Genomic DNA, 21,896 nt, shown 5'->3' with positions numbered 1-21,896 from the left:
GCCCCCTGCGCAGGAGCAACCATGAATTATCGTCACGCCTTTCACGCCGGCAACCATGCCGATGTCTTCAAACACCTGACCTTGACCCGCCTCATCGCCCTGATGTCGCGCAAGGAACAGCCGTTCGCCTACCTCGACACTCACGCCGGCATTGGCTTGTACGACCTGCAGGGCGACCAGGCCAACCGCACTGGTGAGTACCTGGAAGGCATCGCCCGCCTGTGGGGCGCAAGCGATCTGCCGCCGCTCACCGCCGACTACATGCGCGTGCTGCACGAGATGAACCCGGATGGCCAGTTGCGCTACTACCCCGGCTCACCGGAACTGGCGCGTCGCCTCACGCGGCCCCAGGACCGCGTGCTGCTCAATGAGAAGCACCCGGAAGATGGCGTGCTGCTCAAGGACAACATGAAGGGTGATCGCCGCGTCAAAGTGCACTTGGGCGAAGGCTGGCATGTGCCACGGGCCTTGCTGCCGGTGCCGGAAAAGCGCGCGCTGATGCTGATCGACCCGCCGTTTGAAAAACTCGACGAAATGCAGCGTTGCGCGGCATCCCTCAAGGAAGCCGTCAGCCGTATGCGCCAGACGGTGGCGGCGATCTGGTACCCGGTGAAAGACCAGCGCATGTTGCGCCGTTTCTACCAGGACCTGGCCGGCACTGGCGCGCCGAAGCTGCTGCGTGTGGAGTTGCTGGTGCATCCGCTGGACACGCCCAATACCCTCACTGGCTCGGGCCTGGCGATTGCCAACCCGCCGTGGGGTTTGGAAGAGGAGCTGCGGGAGTTGTTGCCGTGGTTGTCCAAGCAGCTGGGCCAGACCCAGGGTGGCTGGCAGATGGATTGGCTTATCGCCGAATAACCGATCGTTCCCGCGCTCCGCGTGGGAAAGCAGCCTGTGACGCTCCGCGTTACGATGTTAAAAGCGGGCGCGGAGCGCCCAGGGCGGCATTCCCACGCGGAGCGTGGGAACGATCATGGCACTAGGCTTAGATCGGGCAGGTCACGCCAGTGCCGCCGATCCCGCAGTAACCCTGGGGATTCTTCGCCAGGTACTGCTGGTGATACGCCTCGGCGAAGTAAACCGTCGGGGCCTCTTCGATTTCCGTGGTGATCTCACCCAGGCCGGCCTTGCTCAGCTCTTGCTGATACGCCTCGGCACTGGCCTTGGCCGCCGCCAGTTGCTCAGGCGTGGTGGCGTAGATCACCGAACGGTATTGGCTGCCGATGTCGTTGCCTTGGCGCATGCCCTGGGTCGGGTTGTGCAGTTCCCAGAACATCTTCAGCAGGTCTTCGTATTTCACCTTGGCCTGGTCATACACCACCAGCACCACTTCGCTATGGCCGGTGAGGCCCGAGCAGACTTCTTCATAAGTCGGGTTGGGCGTAAAGCCGCCGGCGTAACCGACCACGGTGCTGACCACGCCGTCGCGCTGCCAGAACTTGCGTTCCGCGCCCCAGAAACAGCCCAGGCCGAAGATTGCAAAGCCGACGTCATCCAGGAACGGGCCCAGCAGTGGGTTGCCGTTGACGAAGTGCGTTTCGGGCAACTTCATCGGGGTTTCACGGCCAGGCAGAGCTTGTTCTTGAGTAGGCAGCACGTTTTTGTTCACCAGAATTTCCGAGCGCAAGACCATGATCAGTCCTCTCGTCAGGTTGAGTAACAGTAAATTGTCAGACAGCCAGTGTGCCCGAGTGTTACAGCGCTGTCAGGCGATTGGCCCGCGCGGGTAGCGTTTAAGCTTCTGCATCAGCTCGGCACCCGGGATCGGGCGGTCGAACAGATAGCCCTGGCCCACGTCGCAACGGTGCCGGCGCAGGAACGCCAACTGCTCGGCGGTCTCGATGCCTTCGGCCACCACCTTGAGCTTGAGGTTGTGGGCCATGGCGATCACCGCCGAGGTGATTTCCATGTCGTCCTGGTTGTCCGGGATTTCGTGGATAAAGCTGCGATCAATCTTAATGATGTCGATGGGGAATTTTTTCAAGTAGCTCAGCGACGAATAACCGGTGCCGAAGTCGTCCATCGCCAGGGTCAGGCCAAAGCTCTTGAGCTGGTCCAGTTGCAGGCGCGTATCTTCGGTGGCTTCCAGCAGCAAGCCTTCGGTGAGCTCCAGTTCCAGCAGGTTGGCCGGCAGCTGTTCCTCCTTGAGGATGGTGGCAATCGAGGCCACCAGGTCCGGGTCGGAGAATTGCTTGGGCGACAGGTTGATGGCCACCTGCAAGTTGCCCAGGCCTGCGGCCGTCAATTGCCGGCTCATGCGGCAAGCCTGGCGTGCGATCCATTTGCCGATGGGAATGATTAGCCCGGTTTCTTCAGCCACGCTGATGAACTGGTCGGGGCGGATCATGCCTTTTTCCGGGTGATTCCAGCGCAACAGTGCTTCCATGCCCAGCAGGCGACCGCTGCGCAGGCACAGCTTGGGCTGGTAGAACACGTCCAGCTCGTTCTGGGTCAGGGCACGGCGCAGGTTGTTTTCCACGAACAGCTTGTAGCTGGCCTCGGCGTTCAGGGCTTCGGTAAACACCTGCACCTGGTGTTTACCGTTGGCCTTGGCCTTGTGCAGGGCCAGGCCGGCGTTGCGCATCAGGGTCTGTGGGTCGCGACCATGCAGCGGCGCGCAGGCCAGGCCCACGGAGCCGGTGACGCTGATCAACTGGTTGTCGACGAACATCGGCTTGTCGAGGGTGGTCAGCAACTGGCTGGCCACCTGCTGGCCGGACTCAAGGTCGGCATCGTCCAGCAGCACCGCGAATTCGTTACTGGCAAAGCGTGCCAGGCTGCCGCCGCTGCTCAAGCTGTTGCGCAGGCGGCGCGCCAGGCTGATCAGCAGCTTGTCGCCAGTCTGATGGCCGAGGCTGTCGTTGATGCGCTTGAAGTTGTCGATGTCCACCAACAGCAGGCTGATCGGGCTGTCGCTGTCGCGGGCAAAGCGTTCGTCGAGGTTGCGAATGAACGCCGGGCGATTGCCCAGGTTGGTCAAGTTATCGGTGTAGGCCAAGCGTTCGATGCGCTGTTGCGCCAGCTTGGTCTGGGTGATGTCTTCGTAGATGCCGATGTAGTGGGTCAGCTCGCGGTTGTCGCCATACACCTTGGAAATCGACAGCTGGCCCCAGTAGGGCTCCAGGTTCTTGCGACGGCTCTTGAACTCACCTTGCCAGCTGTTGCTTTTGGCCAGGGCCGAGGGCGCGTCGAACAGCAATTCGCTGAGGTTTTCCAGGGCCGGCAGTTGGGCCAGGCGATGGCCGTGGACTTCTTCGGCGCTGTACTGGGTGATCGCGGTGAAGCTGGGGTTGACGTACTCCACCACGCCATCGCAATTGACCAGCAAAAACGCGTTGGCGCTTTGCTCCACGGCGCGCTGGAACAGGTGCAGGGCGCTGGTGGCGGTGCGGCGGTTGTGGTTGTTGATGACCTGGGCGAACTGGTCTGCCAGCTCGCCGGCAAACGCGATCTCATCGGACTGCCAGGCGCGCGGGCTGCCGCCTTGCTCCAGGCACAGCACGCCGACGACCTGGCCGTCGACGCGGATGCTGGCGTCGAGCATCGCGTGGATATCCTTGGCGCGCAGGCTTTCGGCCATTTCCCGGGTGCGTGGGTCGCGCAGGGCGTGGGTGGCATCGATGGCGCGGCTCGAATGCAGGGCTTCCAGGTAATCCGGGAAGCCACTGGCGTCGATGGCTTCAGGCAGATGGTGTTGTTGATCGGCGCGGTGATAGGCGGAGATCGGTACCAGGTGATGGCCTTCGAGGTTCCAGATGCTGGCGCAGTCGATCTGGTAGATGTCGCAGGCGCTGCGCGTGATCAGTTCAGCGGCTTCTTGCAGGGAGTTGGGCGTGGTGTAGCGTTGGCGCGCCAGCAGCAGGATCAACTCCTGCTGGGCACGTACTCGCTCCAGGTGCTGCAACTGTTCCTGCTGCGCTCGCTGGTTGAGCTCCAGGGCGATTTGCAGGCGGCTGTTCTGGTTTTCCAGGTCGACGGTCGGGGCGGGCGTGCTGGTCTCGCTGAACAGCCCCTCGACCACCATCAGGTAGCCGCGCACCAGGTGGCGGTTATGTTGTTTGTAGGCTTCGCCCATTTCCAAAACGCTTAGCGGGCCGTCATGGGTGTGCAGGGTGTAGCGCACCAGATAATGAGGGCTGTGGGCCAGTTGTTGCTGGATCGCATCGTGCAACTGGTAGCGCGCCTGGGGTTCCATCAGGCTGGCGTAGGGCGTGCCGATCAAGGCGCAGAGTTCAACCGCTGGCAGGCCAAACTGGCGCTCGCAATTGGGGTCGAGGTAGAGCAGGGCCCAGCTTGCCTCATTAAGCCGCTCGAAACGCAGCATACCGAGGCGCGAAGGCACCGGTAATTGCGTCACTACCTCGGCCGCCATACGGGCGACATCGGGTTGGCTTTTCATGGGGAAACTCGCTTGGGAAAATGCGCACTGCGCTGGGCTCACGCCCTCTTGACTGTCGACTGCGGCAAGGTTGCATCATGCAGCACGCAGTGACAAGAGAGGATGAAGGCTAAGTGCTATAAGCCTGTTATCGGCCGCGCGGGTGATTTCTGTAATTGGGGTGATCGGTGGCTCACGCCTGTCTTGTGTAGGAGCGAGCTTGCTCGCGAAAAACGCCAAGGCACCGCCTTTATCCAGAATACCTGCGTTATCGTTGACGATCTTCGCGAGCGAGCTCGCTCCTACAAAAAACAGGCAAAAAAAAAGCCCCGCCAAGTGGCGGGGTTGAGGTACGAGCGTGGCGCTCGGAAATCGGTGTGGCAAGGGCCTTCCCGGTAACAGGAAGGCCCTGCGACTTACAGCAGGATGGTGCGGATGTCGTTCAGCAGCTGGCTCAGGCGCTGGGTGAAGCGCGCAGCCGCGGCGCCGTTGATCACGCGGTGATCGTAGGACAGCGACAGTGGCAGCATCAGCTTGGGTTGGAACGCTTTACCGTCCCACACAGGCTGGATGGTGGCCTTGGACACACCCAGGATCGCCACTTCCGGCGCGTTGACGATTGGCGTGAAGCCAGTGCCGCCAATGTGGCCGAGGCTGGAGATGGTGAAGCAGGCGCCCTGCATGTCGTCCGGGGTGAGCTTCTTGTCGCGGGCCTTGGCAGCCAGCGCAGCCGCTTCGCCAGCCAGTTGCAGCAGGCTCTTCTGGTCGACGTTCTTGATGACCGGTACCAGCAGGCCATCCGGGGTGTCGACCGCAAAGCCGATGTTCACGTACTTCTTGCGAATGATCGCCTTGCCGCTTGGCGCCAGCGAGCTGTTGAAGTCCGGCAGTTCCTTGAGCAGGTGTGCACAGGCCTTGAGCAGCAGTGGCAGCACGGTCAGCTTCACGCCGGCCTTCTCGGCCACGGCTTTCTGCGCAACGCGGAACGCTTCCAGGTCGGTGATATCGGCCTGGTCGAATTGGGTCACGTGCGGGATGTTCAGCCAGCTGGCGTGCAGGCCTGCCGCGCCGATTTGCATCAGGCGGGTCATCGGCACTTCTTCGATTTCGCCGAAACGGCTGAAATCCACGGTACGGATCGGCGGAATGCCCGAACCACCGGTAGCGCCGCCGGCAGCCGGAGCTTCCTTGGCTTTTTGCATCATGGCTTTGACGTAAACCTGCACGTCTTCCTTCAGCACACGGCCGTGAGGGCCGCTGGCTGCAACAGCGCTCAGCTCGACGCCGAATTCACGGGCCAGCTGACGCACGGCTGGGCCGGCATGAACCTTGGCACCGCTTGGCGCAGGTGCAGCCGCCGCAGGGGCTGGCGCAGCTTCGGCTTTTGCGGCCGGCGCAGGGGCAGCAGCGGCAGGTGCCGCTTCAGCCTTGGCCGCCGGAGCAGCAGCCGGTGCTGGTGCGGCGGCTGGCGCAGCGCCTTGTACTTTGAGCTTGAGGATGAAGTCACCGGTGCCGACTTCGTCTTCCAGCTTGACCGCAATGCTTTCCACCACGCCGGCAGCCGGCGATGGGATCTCCATGGAGGCCTTGTCGGACTCCAGGGTGATCAGCGACTGGTCGGCTTCGACGGTATCGCCGACCTTGACCAGCAGCTCGATGATCTTGGCCTTGCCCGACGAGCCGATGTCCGGGACGTGAATGTCCTGGACGGTCGCGGCGGCAGGTGCAGCGGCCGGGGCTGGAGCAGCCTCGGCAGCGGCAGGTTTTTCAGCAGCAGGTGCAGGCGCAGCGGCGGCCGGAGCCGCGGCCGCAGGGGCTGCATCAGCAGCACCTTCGATTTCCAGTTCCAGCAGTTCGTCGCCTTCTTTCAGGCGGTCGCCCAGCTTCACTTTCAGGCTCTTGACCACGCCGGCCTTGGGAGCAGGGATTTCCATGCTCGCCTTGTCCGACTCCAGGGTCAGGATGCTCTGGTCGGCTTCGACGGTGTCGCCGACCTTCACAAACAGCTCGATTACTTCACCTTCACCGCTGCCGATGTCAGGTACGCGAATGAGTTCGCTCACAAAAAATCTCCTCAGCAGTCCAGTGGGTTGCGTTTTTCCGGGTTGATCCCGAACTTGACGATAGCGTCAGCCACCACCTTAGGTTCGATCTCACCACGGTCAGCCAAGGCTTCCAGGGCTGCCAACACCACGAAGTGACGGTCGACTTCGAAGAAGTGACGCAGCTTCTTGCGGCTGTCACTGCGGCCGAAACCATCGGTGCCCAGGACTTTGAATTCCTTGGACGGGACCCACTGGCGAATTTGTTCAGCAAACAGTTTCATGTAGTCGGTAGAGGCAATGACTGGACCCTTACGGCCGGCCAGGCACTCTTCGACGTAGCTCTTGGCTGGCTTCTGACCAGGGTGCAGGCGGTTGCTGCGCTCCACGGCCAGGCCGTCACGGCGCAGTTCGTTGAAGCTGGTCACGCTCCACACGTCGGCACCGACGTTGAACTCGTCACGCAGGATCTTCGCCGCTTCACGCACTTCGCGCAGGATGGTGCCGGAGCCCATCAGCTGTACGTGGTGCGCCGCTTCCTTGGTGTCTTCTTCGAGCAGGTACATGCCCTTGATGATGCCTTCTTCCACACCGGCCGGCATGGCTGGCTGCTGGTAGGACTCGTTCATCACGGTGATGTAGTAGAAAACGTCCTGCTGCTCTTCGGTCATTTTCTTCATGCCGTCCTGGATGATCACCGCCAGCTCATAGCCGTAGGTTGGATCAAAGGTGCGGCAGTTCGGGATGGTGGCAGCCAGGATGTGGCTGTGACCGTCTTCGTGTTGCAGGCCTTCGCCGTTCAGCGTGGTACGGCCGGCGGTACCGCCGATCAGGAAACCACGGGTGCGGCTGTCGCCAGCGGCCCAGGCCAGGTCGCCGATACGCTGGAAGCCGAACATCGAGTAGAAGATGTAGAACGGCAGCATTGGCTGGTTGTGGCTGGAGTACGAAGTACCGGCAGCGATGAAGGAGCTCATGGCGCCCGCTTCGTTGATGCCTTCTTCGAGGATCTGGCCCTTCTTGTCTTCCTTGTAGAACATCACCTGGTCTTTATCGACTGGCTCGTAGAGCTGGCCGACGGAGGAGTAGATGCCCAACTGACGGAACATGCCTTCCATACCGAAGGTACGGGCTTCGTCCGGGATGATCGGAACGATGCGTGGGCCGATGTCCTTGTCCTTGACCAGCTGCGCCAGAATACGCACGAAGGCCATGGTGGTGGAGATTTCACGGTCGCCCGAGCCGTCAAGGATAGCCTTGAGGGTGCTCAGGTCTGGCGTCGGTACGCTGAAGCTGTTGGCGCGGCGCTGTGGCACGAAACCGCCCAGTGCGCTGCGACGCTCGCTCAGGTAGCGGGCTTCGGCGCTGTTTGGCTCCGGCTTGAAGAACGGCAGGTTCTCCAGCTCTTCGTCCTTGACCGGAATGTCGAAGCGGTCGCGGAACAACTTCAGGCTGTCGACATCGACTTTCTTGGTGTTGTGCGCGGTGTTCTTCGCTTCGCCGGCACCGGTGCCATAACCCTTGATGGTCTTGGCCAGGATGACGGTGGGTTGTTCTTTGTGGTTGACCGCTTCGTGGTACGCCGCGTAGACCTTGTACGGGTCGTGGCCGCCACGGTTGAGCTTCCAGATCTCGTCGTCGGACAGGTCGGCAACCATCGCCTTGAGTTCAGGCGTGTTGAAGAAGTGCTCGCGAACGAACGCGCCGTCTTTGGCTTTGTAGTTCTGGTACTCGCCGTCGATGACTTCGTCCATGCGACGTTGCAGGATACCGTCGACGTCCTTGGCCAGCAGTGGGTCCCAGAAGCGGCCCCAGATGACTTTGGTCACGTTCCACTGAGCACCGCGGAACACGCCTTCGAGTTCCTGGATGATCTTGCCGTTGCCGCGAACCGGGCCGTCGAGGCGCTGCAGGTTGCAGTTGATGACGAAGATCAGGTTGTCGAGCTTCTCGCGGCCGGCCAGGGAGATGGCGCCCAGGGATTCCGGCTCGTCGCACTCGCCGTCGCCCAGGAAGCACCAGACTTTCTGCTTGCCTTCGGGGATGAAGCCACGGGCTTCCAGGTACTTCATGAAGCGTGCCTGGTAGATCGCCTGGATCGGGCCCAGACCCATGGAAACGGTCGGGAACTGCCAGAAATCAGGCATCAGCCAAGGGTGCGGGTAGGACGACAGGCCCTGACCGTCGACTTCCTGGCGGAAGTTGTTCATTTGTTCTTCGCTGATGCGACCTTCCATGAACGCACGGGCGTAGACGCCTGGCGAGGTGTGGCCCTGGAAGTAGATCAGGTCGCCGCCGTGTTCGTCGGTCGGGGCCTGGAAGAAGTAGTTGAAGCCGATGTCATACAGGGTTGCGCTGGAAGCGAAGCTGGAGATGTGACCGCCCAGGTCCGAATCTTTCAAGTTCGTGCGCATTACCATCGCCATGGCGTTCCAACGTACCAGCGAGCGAATGCGGCGTTCCATGAACAGGTCGCCAGGCATGCGTGCTTCGTGGGTAACGGGGATGGTGTTGCGATATGGCGTAGTGATGGCGTAAGGCAGTTGCGAGCCGCTGCGGGTCGCGAGTTCGCCCATACGGGTCATCAGGTAGTGAGCACGGTCTTCGCCTTCTTTGTCGAGAACCGATTCCAGGGCGTCCAGCCATTCCTGGGTTTCGACGGGATCGAGGTCTTGCATGGCTTGCTCCAGGGCGGAAAGGCTACCAGAATCGGTTGCCTGAAGTTTGCGACTGGCCTTGTGGGCAGACGACATAAATTCTTGGATGGCCGAAGGTTGCTTCGGCGTCCTGTAGTTTTACTACAAATCGTCGGCCATTTCAGCCTTTCGAATGTATATACGAGTAGTAAAACTACACAAGACTGAGCGTATGGCTCGGTCTTGCTGGTGAGCATAATCGTTATTGTTGGTCTATTGCGAACAAGAAAAGGTGAAACTTTGATGTTGCCTGCCACGATTAATTTAATTTCAGCTATTTCTAACCTTTGTTCGACAGTCCTTCACCGAGCATGGCTCTTGCCTTCACAACTACACGCCATTTACACGCCGATCAAGGATAGACCATGAGCCTTCCAACGCTGGCCGAACTGCCGGCCATTCTGTTGCCTTACGCCAACCGGGCCGAGCAGTCATTTCGTGACGCGGTGGCCGCGCTGGATGACGATCATGGCCTTTCTGCGTGGACGCCGCAACGGTGGGCCGACTTTGCCCGCGTATGCGCCGCCAGTGATTTTGTCATTGAACAGAGTGTTCGTGACCCTTTGATGTTGCTGGAGCTAGCGGCCTGGGGCGAGCTGGACCGCGGGTTTGCGCCCGGCGAGCTGTGCAGCCAGATAGCCGGTGCCGTGCAACAGGCCGAAACAGAAGACGAGCTGGGCCGCGTGCTGCGCCGCCAGCGCACGCGCCAGCAGGTGCGCATCATCTGGCGCGACCTCACGCGCCAGGCCGACCTGGTGCAAACCTGTCGCGATTTGTCCGACATGGCCGACGCCTGCATCGACCAGGCCTATCAATGGCTGTACCAGCGCCACTGCGCCCAATTCGGCACGCCGACCGGCGCACGCAGCGGCGAGGCGCAGCACATGGTCATCCTTGGCATGGGCAAGCTCGGTGCGGTGGAGCTGAACCTGTCGTCCGATATCGACCTGATCTTCGCCTACCCCGAAGGTGGTGAAACGGTGGGCGTGAAGCGTGCCCTGGATAATCAGGAGTTCTTTATTCGCCTGGGTCAAAAGCTGATCAAGGCCCTGGACCCGATGACCGTCGACGGTTTTGTCTTCCGCGTCGACATGCGCCTGCGTCCCTACGGTTCGGCCGGCGCCCTGGTGCTCAGCTTCAACGCGCTGGAGCAGTACTACCAGGACCAGGGCCGGGACTGGGAGCGCTACGCCATGATCAAGGCACGGGTGGTGGCCGGCGACCAGGTGGCTGGCGCGCAACTGCTCGACATGCTGCGCCCGTTTGTCTATCGCCGTTATCTGGACTTCTCGGCCATCGAAGCGCTGCGCACCATGAAGCAACTGATCCAGCAGGAAGTGCGGCGCAAGGGCATGGCCGACAATATCAAGCTGGGTGCGGGCGGCATTCGTGAGGTGGAATTTATCGCCCAGGCCTTCCAGTTGATCCATGGCGGCCGCGACCTCAGCCTGCAGCAACGCCCGCTGTTGAACGTGCTGGGCACCCTGGAAGGCCAGGGTTATTTGCCCGCGGCGGTGATCAGCGAGCTGCGCAGCGGTTACGAGTTTTTGCGTTACACCGAACATGCGATCCAGGCGATTGCCGACCGCCAGACGCAAATGCTGCCGGACAGCCCCGAAGACCAGGCGCGCATTGCCTTTATGTTGGGCTTTACTGACTGGGCGGCGTTCCACGAGCGCCTGATGTACTGGCGTGGCCGTGTGGACTGGCACTTTCGCCAAGTGATTGCCGACCCTGATGAAGAGGAGGGCGAAGAAAGCGAATTGGTGGTCGGTGGTGAATGGTTGCCGCTGTGGGAGGAATCCCAGGACGACGACGCCGCGTGTCGCCAATTGAGTGAAGGCGGTTTCACCGATGCCCCCAAGGCCCTCAAGGCCTTGGCCAGCCTGCGCGCCAGCCCGCAGTTGCGCGCCATGCAGCGCCTGGGGCGTGAGCGCCTGGATGCGTTTATCCCGCGCCTACTGGCCCAGGCCGTCGAGCATGCCAACCCGGACCTGGTGCTGGAGCGTGTGTTGCCGCTGGTGGAGGCCGTGGCCCGACGTTCGGCCTACCTGGTGCTGCTGACCGAGAACCCCGACGCCCTGCGTCGCCTGTTGACCTTGTGCGCAGCCAGCCCGTGGATCGCCGAGCAGATCACCCGTTTCCCGCTGTTGCTGGATGAATTGCTCAACGAAGGCCGCCTGTTCAAGCCGCCGCTGGCGCCGGAACTGGCTGCGGAGTTGCGCGAGCGCCTCACGCGTATTCCCGAAGATGACCTTGAGCAACAGATGGAAGCCTTGCGCCATTTCAAACTGGCGCACCGCTTGCGGGTAGCCGCCTCGGAAATCGCCGGCAGCCTGCCGTTGATGAAGGTCAGCGACTACCTCACCTGGCTGGCCGAAGCCATTCTTGAACAAGTGCTGGCCCTGGCCTGGCGCCAGACGGTTGCTCGTCACGGCTCGCCGCAGCGCCTGGACGGCACCCTGTGCGATCCTGGGTTCATCATTGTCGGTTATGGGAAAGTCGGCGGCATCGAACTGGGGCATGGTTCGGACCTGGACCTGGTGTTTATCCATGACGGCGACCCCCAGGCCGAAACGGACGGTGCCAAGCCGATCGATGGCGCGCAATTCTTTACACGCCTGGGCCAGCGCATCATTCACCTGCTGACCACCCAGACCAACTCCGGCCAGCTGTATGAAGTGGACATGCGCCTGCGACCTTCCGGCGCATCCGGCTTGTTGGTGAGTTCCTTGGGCGCGTTTGACCGCTATCAACAAAATGAAGCCTGGACCTGGGAACATCAGGCCCTGATCCGCGCACGGGTGCTGGTGGGCAGCCAGGATGTGGGCCAGGCGTTCGAGCAGGTACGGGCTAACGTGTTGGGGCGTGAACGGGACTTGGAGAGGCTGCGCCAGGAGGTCAGCGAGATGCGTGCCAAGATGCGTGACAACCTGGGCACCAAGGCCACGACGGCCGGCAGGGGCGCCAATGCCTTCGAGGCCACGGCGCTGTTCGACCTCAAGCAGGACGCCGGAGGTATCGTCGATATTGAATTTATGGTGCAATACGCGGCTTTGGCGTGGTCTGCGCAACATCCATCGTTGCTGCGCTACACCGACAATATCCGCATTCTGGAGGGCCTGGAGCAGGTCGGGCTGATGCCCGCCGCCGATGCCCATTTGCTGCGTGAGGTGTACAAGGCCTACCGCTCAGCCGCGCATCGCCAGGCTTTGCAGAACGAGGCCGGCACGGTCGCCGGGGACCAGTTCGCCGATGAGCGGCGACAGGTGATGCGAATCTGGCAAGCGCTGGGCTTAAACTGAAACTCGACTGATTGGCGACGCCAATTTTTATATGGGATGCGGATTAATGTGGGAGCCGGGCTTGCCCGCGATGCAGGCGCCTCGGTTTATCAGTGATACCGAGGTGATGCAATCGCAGGCAAGCCAGCTCCCACATAAAGATGCTCCCTGGCGCACCGCGATCTACAGTCATTATCGAGGCGGGGAGGCATAGGCCTCCCCGCATCGTTTGTGGAAACTACATGAATATTCTGATCGTTGGGCCCAGTTGGGTCGGTGACATGGTGATGGCACAGACACTGTTTCAGTGCCTGCGTCTGCGCTATCCAGACTGCCAGATCGACGTGCTCGCCCCTGAGTGGAGCCGGCCGATCCTTGAGCGTATGCCAGAGGTGCGCAAGGCCTTGAGCTTCCCGCTCGGCCACGGCGCCCTGGAACTGGCGACCCGCCGACGCATCGGCAAATCCATGACCGGCCAGTACGACCAGGCGATCATGCTGCCTAACTCGCTGAAGTCGGCGCTGGTGCCGTATTTTGCCGGTATCCCCAAGCGCACCGGCTGGCGCGGCGAGTTCCGCTATGTGCTGCTCAATGACGTACGCACCCTGGATAAAGCCCGCTACCCGTTGATGATCGAACGCTTTATGGCTTTGGCCTACGAGCCGGGCGCTGAACTGCCCAAGCCGTACCCGCGCCCCAGCTTGCAGATCGACCCGGTGACCCGCGACGCGGCGCTGGCCAAGTTTGGCCTCGCCCTGGACCGGCCCGTATTGGCCTTGTGCCCGGGCGCCGAGTTTGGCGAGTCCAAGCGCTGGCCGTCGGAGCATTACGCCAAAGTTGCCGAGACGAAGATCCGTGAAGGCTGGCAAGTGTGGCTGTTCGGTTCCAAGAACGATCATTCGGTGGGTGAGGACATTCGCCAGCGCCTGATTCCCGGCCTGCGTGAAGAGGCGGTTAACCTCAGTGGCGACACGTCCCTGGCCGAGGCCATCGACCTGTTGTCGTGCGCCGACTCGGTGGTGTCCAACGACTCCGGCCTGATGCATGTGGCGGCGGCGCTGAACCGTCCGCTGGTGGCCGTGTACGGTTCGACCTCCCCAGGCTTCACTCCGCCGTTGGCCGACAAGGTCGAAGTGGTGCGCCTGGGCCTGGATTGCAGCCCGTGCTTTGAGCGTACCTGCCGTTTCGGCCACTACAACTGCCTGCGCCAGTTGCTGCCCCAGCCGGTCACCGATGCCTTGCAGCGTTTGCAGGGCGACGTGGTCGAGGTTCATTGAGTTGCGGGTTCTGGTAATCAAGACCTCATCCCTGGGCGACGTGATCCATGCCTTGCCGGCGCTCACCGACGCAGCGCGGGCGATTCCCGGCATTCGGTTCGACTGGGTGGTGGAAGAAGGCTTTGCCGAAATCCCCACTTGGCACCCGGCGGTCGACAAGGTCATCCCGGTGGCGATTCGCCGCTGGCGCAAGAACCTCTGGCAAACCGTCAGGAGCGGCGAATGGCGGCGCTTCAAGCAGGCGGTGCAGTCGACCAAATATGACCTGGTGATCGATGCCCAGGGCTTGCTCAAAAGCGCCTGGCTGACCCGCTATGTGCGGGCGCCCATCGCCGGCTTCGACAAAGACTCTGCGCGAGAACCTCTGGCTGCGCGCTTTTATTCCCGGCGCCTGGCCGTGGCCCGTGGGCAGCATGCGGTGGAGCGCTTGCGCCAGCTGTTCGCCGTGGCGCTGGGCTACGACCTGCCCCAACGCCTGGGCGACTACGGCCTGAGCGTTGAAAAGCTGCTCGGCCTGCCGCCGAAAAAACCGTTCGTATTGCTGCTGCACGGCACCACCTGGGACACCAAGCACTGGCCCGAAGCCTATTGGCGCGAGCTGGCCGAACGCATGGGCCGTCTGGGCGTGGATGTAAAGCTGCCGTGGGGCAACGCCGCCGAAAAGGCGCGGGCCGAACGCCTGGCCCTGGGCCTGCCCAACGCCGAAGTGTTGCCCAAGCTCAACCTGGCGGGCGTGGCCCGTATATTGGCGAGCGCCCGTGCCTGCGTGGCCGTCGACACCGGCCTCGGCCACTTGGCGGCGGCGCTGGACGTGCCGACCATTTCCCTGTTCGGCCCCACCAACCCAGGCCTCACCGGCGCCTACGGCAAAGGCCAGATCCACTTGGCCAGCGACTGGCCGTGTGCGCCTTGCCTGCAAAAACAGTGCACTTATCAACCCACTGCCGACGACCTGCGGCGGTTCGACATCGCGCGCGAGTCGCCCCTGTGCTTCACGCGCTTGAATCCTGAGCGTGTCGCAAGCCGGCTGAGCACGTTGTTACTGGCCGAGGAGCAGCACTGATGCAACTGGCTTTTGTTCTGTACAAGTACTTTCCTTTCGGTGGCCTGCAGCGCGACTTCATGCGCATCGCCCTGGAATGCCAGCAGCGCGGCCACAAGATTCGGGTGTACACCCTGATCTGGGAAGGCGATATCCCGCCAGGCTTTGAGGTGTTGGTGGCGCCGGTCAAGGCCTTGGTCAACCACCGCCGCAACGAAAAGCTCTACGCCTGGATCCAGGCCGACCTGGCCAAGCGCCCGGTGGACCGTGTGGTGGGGTTCAACAAGATGCCGGGGCTGGACCTGTACTTTGCCGCCGACGGTGTGTTCGAGGACAAGGCCCAGACCCTGCGCAACCCGATGTATCGTTGGTTCGGGCGTTACAAGCACTTTGCCGAATACGAGCGTGCCGTGTTCGATAAGAACGCCAAGACGCAGATCATGGTGTTGTCCGAGCATCAGCAGCAGCTGTTCACCCAGTATTACGGCACCCAGGCCGAGCGTTTTCACCTGTTGCCACCGGGTATCGCCCGCGACCGCCGAGCGCCGCCGAACGCCGCCGAGATCCGCGCCGAGTTCCGCGCTGAATTTCGCCTGGCCGAAGATGATTTGCTGTTGGTGCAGATCGGTTCGGGGTTCAAGACCAAGGGCGTCGACCGCAGCCTCAAGGCGCTGGCCGCACTGCCTTCACGCCTGAAGAAACGCACCCGGCTATTTGTAATCGGCCAGGACGACCCCAAAGTATTCCAATTGCAGAGCGCTGCGCTGGGCCTGGGCGACCAGGTGCAGTTCTTCAAGGGCCGCAACGATATTCCGCGCTTCCTGCTGGGGGCCGACCTGTTGATTCACCCCGCGTACAACGAGGCGGCCGGCATGGTGCTGGTCGAAGCGGTGGTCGCCGGCCTCCCGGTACTGGTGAGCCAGGTGTGCGGCTATGCGTTCTACATCGACAAGGCCCAGAGCGGCCGGGTGTTGGACGAGCCGTTCGAGCAAACCCAGCTCAACCAGTATCTGGTCGATATGCTCGACGACCCACAAGCGCGTGCGACCTGGAGTCGCAATGGTCTGGCCTTCGCTGAGACGGCCGACCTCTTTAGCATGCCGCAGTACGCTGCGGACCTGATTCTGGCGGAGCCAAACCGATGAAGTTGATTCTAGCCGAACCCTTCAAGACCCTCTGGGCCGGGCGCGATGCGTTCGCCGAGGTCGAGAAGCTGGAAGGCCAGGTGTTCCGCGAGCTGGCCGCTCGCCGTACGTTGCGTACGGTGGTCGAGGGCCAGCCTTACTTTGTGAAGATCCACCGTGGGATTGGCTGGGGCGAAATTCTCAAAAACCTGGTCACTGCCAAATTGCCGGTATTGGGCGCGGGCCAGGAGTGGGTGGCGATCCAGCGTTTGCAGGCGCTTGGCGTCCCGACCATGACCGCCGTGGCGTTCGGTGAAAAAGGCAGCAACCCGGCCGACCAGCACTCGTTCATCATCACCCAGGAACTGACCCCCATCATCAGCCTGGAAGACCTGACCCTGGACTGGGTCAAGCAACCGCCCGTGCCGGCCATCAAGCATGCCTTGACCCTTGAGCTGGCGCGTACCGTGGGCGCGATGCACCGCGGCGGCGTCAACCACCGTGACTGCTACCTCTGCCATTTCCTGCTGCACACCGACCGGCCCATCAGCGTCGACAACCTCAAGCTGTCGGTGATCGACCTGCACCGCGCCCAGGTGCGTGCGACGATCCCCGTGCGCTGGCGCAACAAAGACCTGGCCGGCCTGTATTACTCGGCGTTGGAGATCGGCTTGACCCAGCGTGACAAGCTGCGTTTTCTCAAGGCGTATTTCCAGCAGCCGCTGCGCCAGATCCTGGCGGAGCAAACCGCGCTGCTGTCTGCGCTGGAACGCATGGCTGCAAAGCTGTATGCGCGTAAACAACGATACGGGGATGCGATCTGATGGCGGGTTGGAACCTGGAGCCTGCCTACGCCGCCCTGGCGGATGACTTTGGAAGCCTGGACGCGGTGTTCGCCCTGCAAGGCGAGCGGCTGACCCGCGACCCGTTGTCTGAAGTGATCCGGGTGGAACGTGGCGGGGTCAATTATTACGTCAAGCGCTATGTAGGCGCCGGCAAGGGCCTGCGTCGTTACCTGGGCCGGCCACGGGTGAAATCCGAATGGCAGAACCTCAAGCGCTTCGCCAAGTGGGGCATCCCCACCGCCGACGTGGTGGCCTGGGGCTTGGACCGCAAGGGCCTGGCCTACAACCGTGGCGCCATGATCACCCGTGAATTGCCCAAGACCGAAGATCTGTCGGTGCTGGCCGAGCGTCATGATGAGCGCCTCAAAGACCCCCGGTGGGTCGATGGCATCAGCCGCCAGCTCGCCGAATACACGCGCACCATGCACGATCACCGCTTCACCCATAACGACTTGAAGTGGCGCAACCTGCTGGTGGACGACCAGCGCACGCTGTACCTGATCGACTGCCCCAACGGTGATTTCTGGCGCGGCTTCTGGCTCAAGTACCGCATCACCAAAGACCTGGCCTGCCTGGACAAAGTCGCCAAGTATCACTTGTCGGCCACCCAGCGCCTGCGCTTCTACCTGCAATATCGCCAGCGCGCGCACCTGACCGCGTCGGACAAACAGCGAATTCGCCATGTGGTGAAGTTTTTCGAGGGACGCGAATGAGTGACTTCCTGGCGGCCGAAGACCGCGCTCTGCTTGAGCGCAACGGCCTGGCGACCTTCGACGCGCTGTGGGCCAAGCAACTGGATGCGGTGGACGAGCCGAACACCAGCGGCGACGGTTGGAGCAGCGTCTATCGCCTGGAGCTTGAGGGGCAGGGTTACTACCTCAAGCGCCAGAGCAACTACCTCACGCGCACCTTGCACCGCCCGTTTGGCGAGCCGAGTTTTGCCCGCGAGTTTCGCAACATCAGCCTGTATCGAAAGCTCGGCATCCCGGCCCTGCAAGCGGCGTTCTTCGGTGAGCGCAAGGTCAAGGGCGAGCGCCGGGCGATGCTGCTCACCCGTGCGCTGGATGGTTGGAATGACCTGGATTCGTTGCTGGAACAGTGGCCGCAATTGAGCGCAGCCCAGCACGGTGCGATCCTGTTGGCGTGCGGCAAGCTGGCGCGTCATCTGCACAGCGTCGGGCAGGTGCATGGCTGTTTTTACCCCAAGCATATTTTCCTGCAGCCTGCCGGTGAGGGTTATACCGCGCAGTTGATCGACCTGGAGAAAACCCGCCCGCTGCTGTTTGGCTGGCGTGACCGGGTCAAGGACCTGGAACCGCTGCTGCGCCGCGCGCCGCAATGGTCGGATGCGCAGGTGCGCCAACTGCTGGCGGCGTACCTTGAGCAGCCCGAGGACAGTGCCTTGGTCGCCACTTGGCACCAGCGCCTGACCGCACGCCGCAGCCACAAGGAGAATCGCTGATGCGTTTATCCGAGCTGAAAACGGCTGGGCGTACCCCCAGCCTGCCGCTGACCCTCGACCTGGCGGATGCCGCCGGCCCTGGGCAATTGCAATTGCTGAGCCTGTTGCGGGTGTTGCCAGGGCAGCGCTATGTGGGCGCCGCCGTGTGGCGGGGTCGCCCGGTGTTGGCCAAGTTGTTGGTGGGCAGCAAGGCGGCGCGGCATTTTCAGCGTGAGCTTACAGGTGTACGCCTGTTGGCTGAGCAAGGCCTGACCACACCGTTGCTGTTGGCCGATGGCTTGCAGGACGGCGAGGGCGGTTGGCTGCTGTTTGAATTTATCGAAGGGGCCCAAAGCCTGTCCGACGCCTGGCTCGCCGTCGAAAACCTGCCGCCATTGGCGGACGAACAAACCGCCGTGCTCGCCGAAGCGCTGGGCGCGATTGCCCAGATGCATGCCAAGGGCCTATGGCAAGAAGACCTGCACCTGGACAACCTGCTGCGCAAGGACGGCAAGCTGTATTTGATCGATGGCGCCAGCATTCGTGTCGAAGAGGCGGGCAAGCCGCTGTCACGCAATCGCGTGCTGGAAAACCTCGGTGTGTTCTTCGCCCAACTGCCGAAAAGCCTCGAGCCGTTTACCGAAGAATTGCTGGTGTATTACCTGCTGGCCAACGGCGAACACGCCTTGCCAATGCAAGCCCTGGAAAAGCAGGTGCGTAAAGTCAGCGCCTGGCGCTTGAGAGACTACTTGGACAAGACCGGTCGTGAATGCACGCTGTTCAGTGTGGTGCGCGGCGCTTTTGGCCTGCGTGCGATCCGCCGCGAAGAAGAAGCCGCCATGGTGCCGGTGTTGGAGCAGGCCGATGCGTTGCTCGACCAGGGCCACCTGTACAAGACCGGTGGCGCGGCGAGCGTGGCCAAGGTCGACGTGGCCGGCCGACCGCTGGTGATCAAGCGCTACAACATCAAGGGCTTTGCCCATTGGCTCAAGCGTTTCTGGCGCCCAAGCCGCGCCTGGCACTCCTGGCGCGAAGGCAACCGCCTGGCCTTCCTGGGTTTTGCCACACCCACGCCGCTGGCGGTGCTGGAGAAACGGTTCCTGTGGTTGCGCAGCCGTGCCTACCTGGTCACCGAGTACCTGCCAGGGCCAGACATCATCGAGCGCTTTGCTCCGTATGTGGAAAGCGGCGAGGCGCCCGAAAGCGAATTGCAGGCGCTGGACCAGTTGTTTGCCGAGTTGATCCGCGAACGCATCAGCCATGGGGACTTCAAGGGCCATAACCTGTTCTGGAATGACGGGCGCTGGGCGATGATTGACCTGGATGCCATGTGCCAGCACACCTCGCTGTCCAGCTTCGCCCCTGCGTATGCCAAAGACCGTGCGCGATTTATGCGTAACTGGCCGCAGGGCAGTGCGCTGTACCAGGTGATTGACCAGCGCTTGCCCAAAGAGGCGGGTGTCGGCAGTTAAACCTATCGCGGGCAAGCCCGCTCCCACACTTGATCTGTGAACGCGGTCAAAATGTGGGAGCGGGCTTGCCCGCGATGGCGCCCGTCCAGGCGCCGCATTCAGAACTGGTACTGCGCCCCGGCGCCTGCATACCACGAGCGCCCCGGCGCGGCTTCGTAATAGCGACCATTGCCGTCGCCCACAATTACCGACCCCACGTACTGGCGATCCAGCAAATTATCCAGGCGCAAGGTCTGGTGAAAGGTCCAGTGCTCGACCTTCTGCTCAAACCGTGCGCGCCAGTTGAAAACGCTGTAGGCCGGTGCGGCATGTTGCTGGTTGGTGTCTTCTACGTAGACTTTGCTGCGGTACAGGCCTTCGATGGCGGTGCTGACCCAGTCCCGTGGTTTCCAGTTCAGTTCGGCGAACAGGGTGGTTTGTGGCACGCCGGGGAGGTAGTTGCCTTTGTCGATAATGTTGGCGCCGCTGGCAAAATCGCTGTCGTAGGTGGCGTGCAAGCGGGTGTAGGCCAAGCTGGTGCTCCAGTGGTCGCTCAGTTGGCTTTCAACACCCAGTTCGAAGCCGCGGCGCAATGTGCGACCGGCGTTCTGGTAGCTGGTACGGCCACCGATGGATTGCTGCACCACCAGTTCGTCCTCGGTGGTGATCTGGAAAACGGCGGCGTTGATCCGCGTGTTGTTCAGTTGCGCTTTCACACCCATTTCATATTGCGTACTTTCAGACGGCTTCAAGCCGAAGTTGAAACCCTCGATGTTGCCTGGTGCATAGGCCAGCTCGGCCTGGGTCGGGGTTTCAAAGCCTTTGCCTGCGCTGATGTAGCCGTGCAGGTCGGGTGTGAACGCATACATCACGCTCATCGAAGGTGTGTTTTTCTGGTAGGTCTTGTTGCCGCTGGCGTCGCCATTGCTGAGGAACTGATCGTCAACGTCCATCTGCATCGTGCTGTGGCGTACGCCGGCTTGCAGGGTCCAGCGGTCGAGGGCCCAGTTGGCTTGGATATACGGGTCGAGGCTGCGAGCCGTGTCGATTTCGTCGCGGCGTAGTTGGCCTTTCACGCCGAGGGTGTTGCCGCTGTAGTTCTGATAGCCATGGCGGCTGTCTTCGCTTTGGTCGAAGTCCAGGCCGGTGATGATCATCAGCTCGCCAGGCGCGCTTTCGATGGGCTGCATCCAGCGTACGCTGGCGCCGTAGAACTTACGGTCAAATTGCACCACGCCACCGCCGCGTTCGTTGGCGGGCGTGCCCTTGGGGATCGACAGGTACTGAATCACACTACGGCGCCCGGTATAGGCATTGATCTGCAAGGTCGCGCCACCCAAATACCGCTCGTAATTCATCCCCAATTGCTGATGATCGATACTTTTGCGCGTGTTGTAGTTCAGCGCATTGGCGCTCACCGAACGCGGATCGGCCTTGTATGCCGCCCATGTCTGCCCCAGTGGATCCTGCGTACCGTTCTGCTCCAGGCTGCTGTAGATCAGCGCCAGCTTGCTGTCGTCATCCGGCTCGAAATTGAGCTTGGCGAAGGTCTGGTCGCGGCGCGCGCTGCTGTGATCGCGGTAGCCGTTGGTGTCCATGCGCGAGGCGTCGAGCACAAACCCGGCGCCATTCGCCGCGCCCTCGGCGCTCAGGTGGTTTTTGTTCAGGCCGTCGCTGCCCACCAGGGTTTCGGCGCCGATACGCGGCGGGCCTTCGCCGTCGCGGGAGAACATCTGGATCACGCCGCCGGCGTTGCTGCCATACAGCGTCGCCGCCGGGCCGCGCAGCACTTCGATGCGCTCGGCGGTGTCGAGGTTGAAGGTGGCGGCCTGGCCCTGGCCATCCGGGGTACTGGCGGGGATGCCGTCGGCGATCAGCTTGATGCCGCGCACGCCAAATGCCGAACGGGCGCCGAAGCCGCGGGAAGAAATCTGCAGGTCCTGCGCGTAGTTCTGGCGGTTCTGCACCACCAGGCCGGGTACGCGGGACAGGGCTTCGGAGGCGTTAATGCCGAGTTGGCCGTCACTGATCTGCTCGCGGCTGATGCCATCCACGGAATAGGGCAAGTCGAACGTTGGGCTAGCGCTGCGCGAACCGCTGACGACGGTGGGGGCGAGGGTCAGTGGCGAATCATCGCCCTGCACGGTGCTGCTCAAGGCCAGCAGGCCAGGCAGCAAGAGGGGAAAACGAGCGTGCATTTTTTTCATGAGGCAGCCAGAGTCTTGGGCACGCATAGCGAAGGCGCGCAAAAAGTGCGCAAGTTTAAACAGTCAGGTAGGTTTTACCATTTCGGATTTTTCCTACGCAATGCGGCGG

14 protein-coding genes are annotated in these 21,896 nt (G+C 62.1%); 9 read left to right on the top strand and 5 right to left on the bottom strand.

The window, feature by feature from the left end; translation table 11 throughout:
* Positions 1-21 precede the first annotated feature (21 nt).
* Positions 22-858, top strand: a complete 837-nt coding sequence (locus V8689_RS27450) for a 23S rRNA (adenine(2030)-N(6))-methyltransferase RlmJ (protein WP_032893901.1) — start codon at positions 22-24, stop codon at positions 856-858.
* Between the two features lie 127 nt (positions 859-985).
* On the opposite strand, the gene msrA is transcribed toward V8689_RS27450, so the two are convergent.
* The 4 genes from msrA to aceE all read right to left on the bottom strand — a co-directional run bounded on the left by msrA (position 986) and on the right by aceE (position 9,098).
* Positions 986-1,633, bottom strand: coding sequence for a peptide-methionine (S)-S-oxide reductase MsrA (gene msrA / locus V8689_RS27445; protein ID WP_014716620.1), 648 nt, complete (start codon positions 1,631-1,633; stop codon positions 986-988).
* Positions 1,634-1,705: 72 nt separating this feature from the next.
* Positions 1,706-4,399, bottom strand: coding sequence for a putative bifunctional diguanylate cyclase/phosphodiesterase (locus V8689_RS27440; RefSeq protein WP_434520656.1), 2,694 nt, complete (start codon positions 4,397-4,399; stop codon positions 1,706-1,708).
* A gap of 395 nt (positions 4,400-4,794) precedes the next feature.
* Positions 4,795-6,441, bottom strand: coding sequence for a dihydrolipoyllysine-residue acetyltransferase (aceF, locus tag V8689_RS27435; protein ID WP_056782720.1), 1,647 nt, complete (start codon positions 6,439-6,441; stop codon positions 4,795-4,797).
* Between the two features lie 11 nt (positions 6,442-6,452).
* The gene (aceE, locus tag V8689_RS27430) at positions 6,453-9,098 is read right to left on the bottom strand and encodes a pyruvate dehydrogenase (acetyl-transferring), homodimeric type (protein WP_003187985.1); all 2,646 of its coding nucleotides are present in this window, start codon (positions 9,096-9,098) and stop codon (positions 6,453-6,455) included.
* A 383-nt stretch (positions 9,099-9,481) separates the two neighbouring features.
* Between aceE and glnE the strand changes: the two genes are divergently transcribed.
* The 8 genes from glnE to V8689_RS27390 all read left to right on the top strand — a co-directional run bounded on the left by glnE (position 9,482) and on the right by V8689_RS27390 (position 19,601).
* Entirely contained in the window at positions 9,482-12,421 is a 2,940-nt protein-coding gene (glnE, locus tag V8689_RS27425; protein ID WP_056782721.1) for a bifunctional [glutamate--ammonia ligase]-adenylyl-L-tyrosine phosphorylase/[glutamate--ammonia-ligase] adenylyltransferase, read from the top strand.
* Positions 12,422-12,642: 221 nt separating this feature from the next.
* Positions 12,643-13,677 carry a lipopolysaccharide heptosyltransferase II gene (gene waaF, locus V8689_RS27420; RefSeq protein WP_056782722.1) on the top strand — a complete coding sequence of 345 codons (1,035 nt, stop codon included), beginning with the start codon at positions 12,643-12,645 and terminating at the stop codon, positions 13,675-13,677.
* A gap of 1 nt (position 13,678) precedes the next feature.
* A complete protein-coding gene (gene waaC / locus V8689_RS27415) occupies positions 13,679-14,740 on the top strand; it encodes a lipopolysaccharide heptosyltransferase I (protein WP_056782723.1) in 1,062 nt (353 codons plus the stop codon).
* On the top strand, positions 14,740-15,864 hold the full coding sequence (locus tag V8689_RS27410) for a glycosyltransferase family 4 protein (RefSeq protein WP_044270872.1): 1,125 nt from the start codon (positions 14,740-14,742) through the stop codon (positions 15,862-15,864). Before waaC ends, V8689_RS27410 begins: the two co-directional genes overlap by 1 nt.
* Positions 15,861-16,667: a lipopolysaccharide core heptose(I) kinase RfaP gene (gene rfaP, locus V8689_RS27405; protein ID WP_014716628.1), complete on the top strand. Its 807-nt coding sequence runs from the start codon at positions 15,861-15,863 to the stop codon at positions 16,665-16,667. Before V8689_RS27410 ends, rfaP begins: the two co-directional genes overlap by 4 nt.
* A complete protein-coding gene (locus V8689_RS27400) occupies positions 16,667-17,401 on the top strand; it encodes a lipopolysaccharide kinase InaA family protein (RefSeq protein ID WP_003187993.1) in 735 nt (244 codons plus the stop codon). The genes rfaP and V8689_RS27400 overlap by 1 nt, the downstream gene beginning before the upstream one ends.
* A complete protein-coding gene (locus V8689_RS27395) occupies positions 17,398-18,150 on the top strand; it encodes a lipopolysaccharide kinase InaA family protein (protein ID WP_056782724.1) in 753 nt (250 codons plus the stop codon). The genes V8689_RS27400 and V8689_RS27395 overlap by 4 nt, the downstream gene beginning before the upstream one ends.
* Positions 18,150-19,601, top strand: a complete 1,452-nt coding sequence (locus tag V8689_RS27390; protein ID WP_056782725.1) for a lipopolysaccharide kinase InaA family protein — start codon at positions 18,150-18,152, stop codon at positions 19,599-19,601. Before V8689_RS27395 ends, V8689_RS27390 begins: the two co-directional genes overlap by 1 nt.
* Positions 19,602-19,699: 98 nt before the next feature.
* Here V8689_RS27390 and V8689_RS27385 read toward each other — a convergent pair whose 3' ends face one another.
* Positions 19,700-21,787 carry a TonB-dependent receptor family protein gene (locus V8689_RS27385; protein WP_056782726.1) on the bottom strand — a complete coding sequence of 696 codons (2,088 nt, stop codon included), beginning with the start codon at positions 21,785-21,787 and terminating at the stop codon, positions 19,700-19,702.
* Positions 21,788-21,896: the final 109 nt, after the last annotated feature.

It is taken from the genome of Pseudomonas sp. AK181, assembly GCF_051122975.1.
In the GTDB taxonomy this organism is placed as follows: Bacteria; Pseudomonadota; Gammaproteobacteria; order Pseudomonadales; family Pseudomonadaceae; genus Aquipseudomonas; species Aquipseudomonas lactis.
Note: the sequence above shows the minus strand (reverse complement) of the source record. Positions and strands in the feature narration are given on the sequence as shown.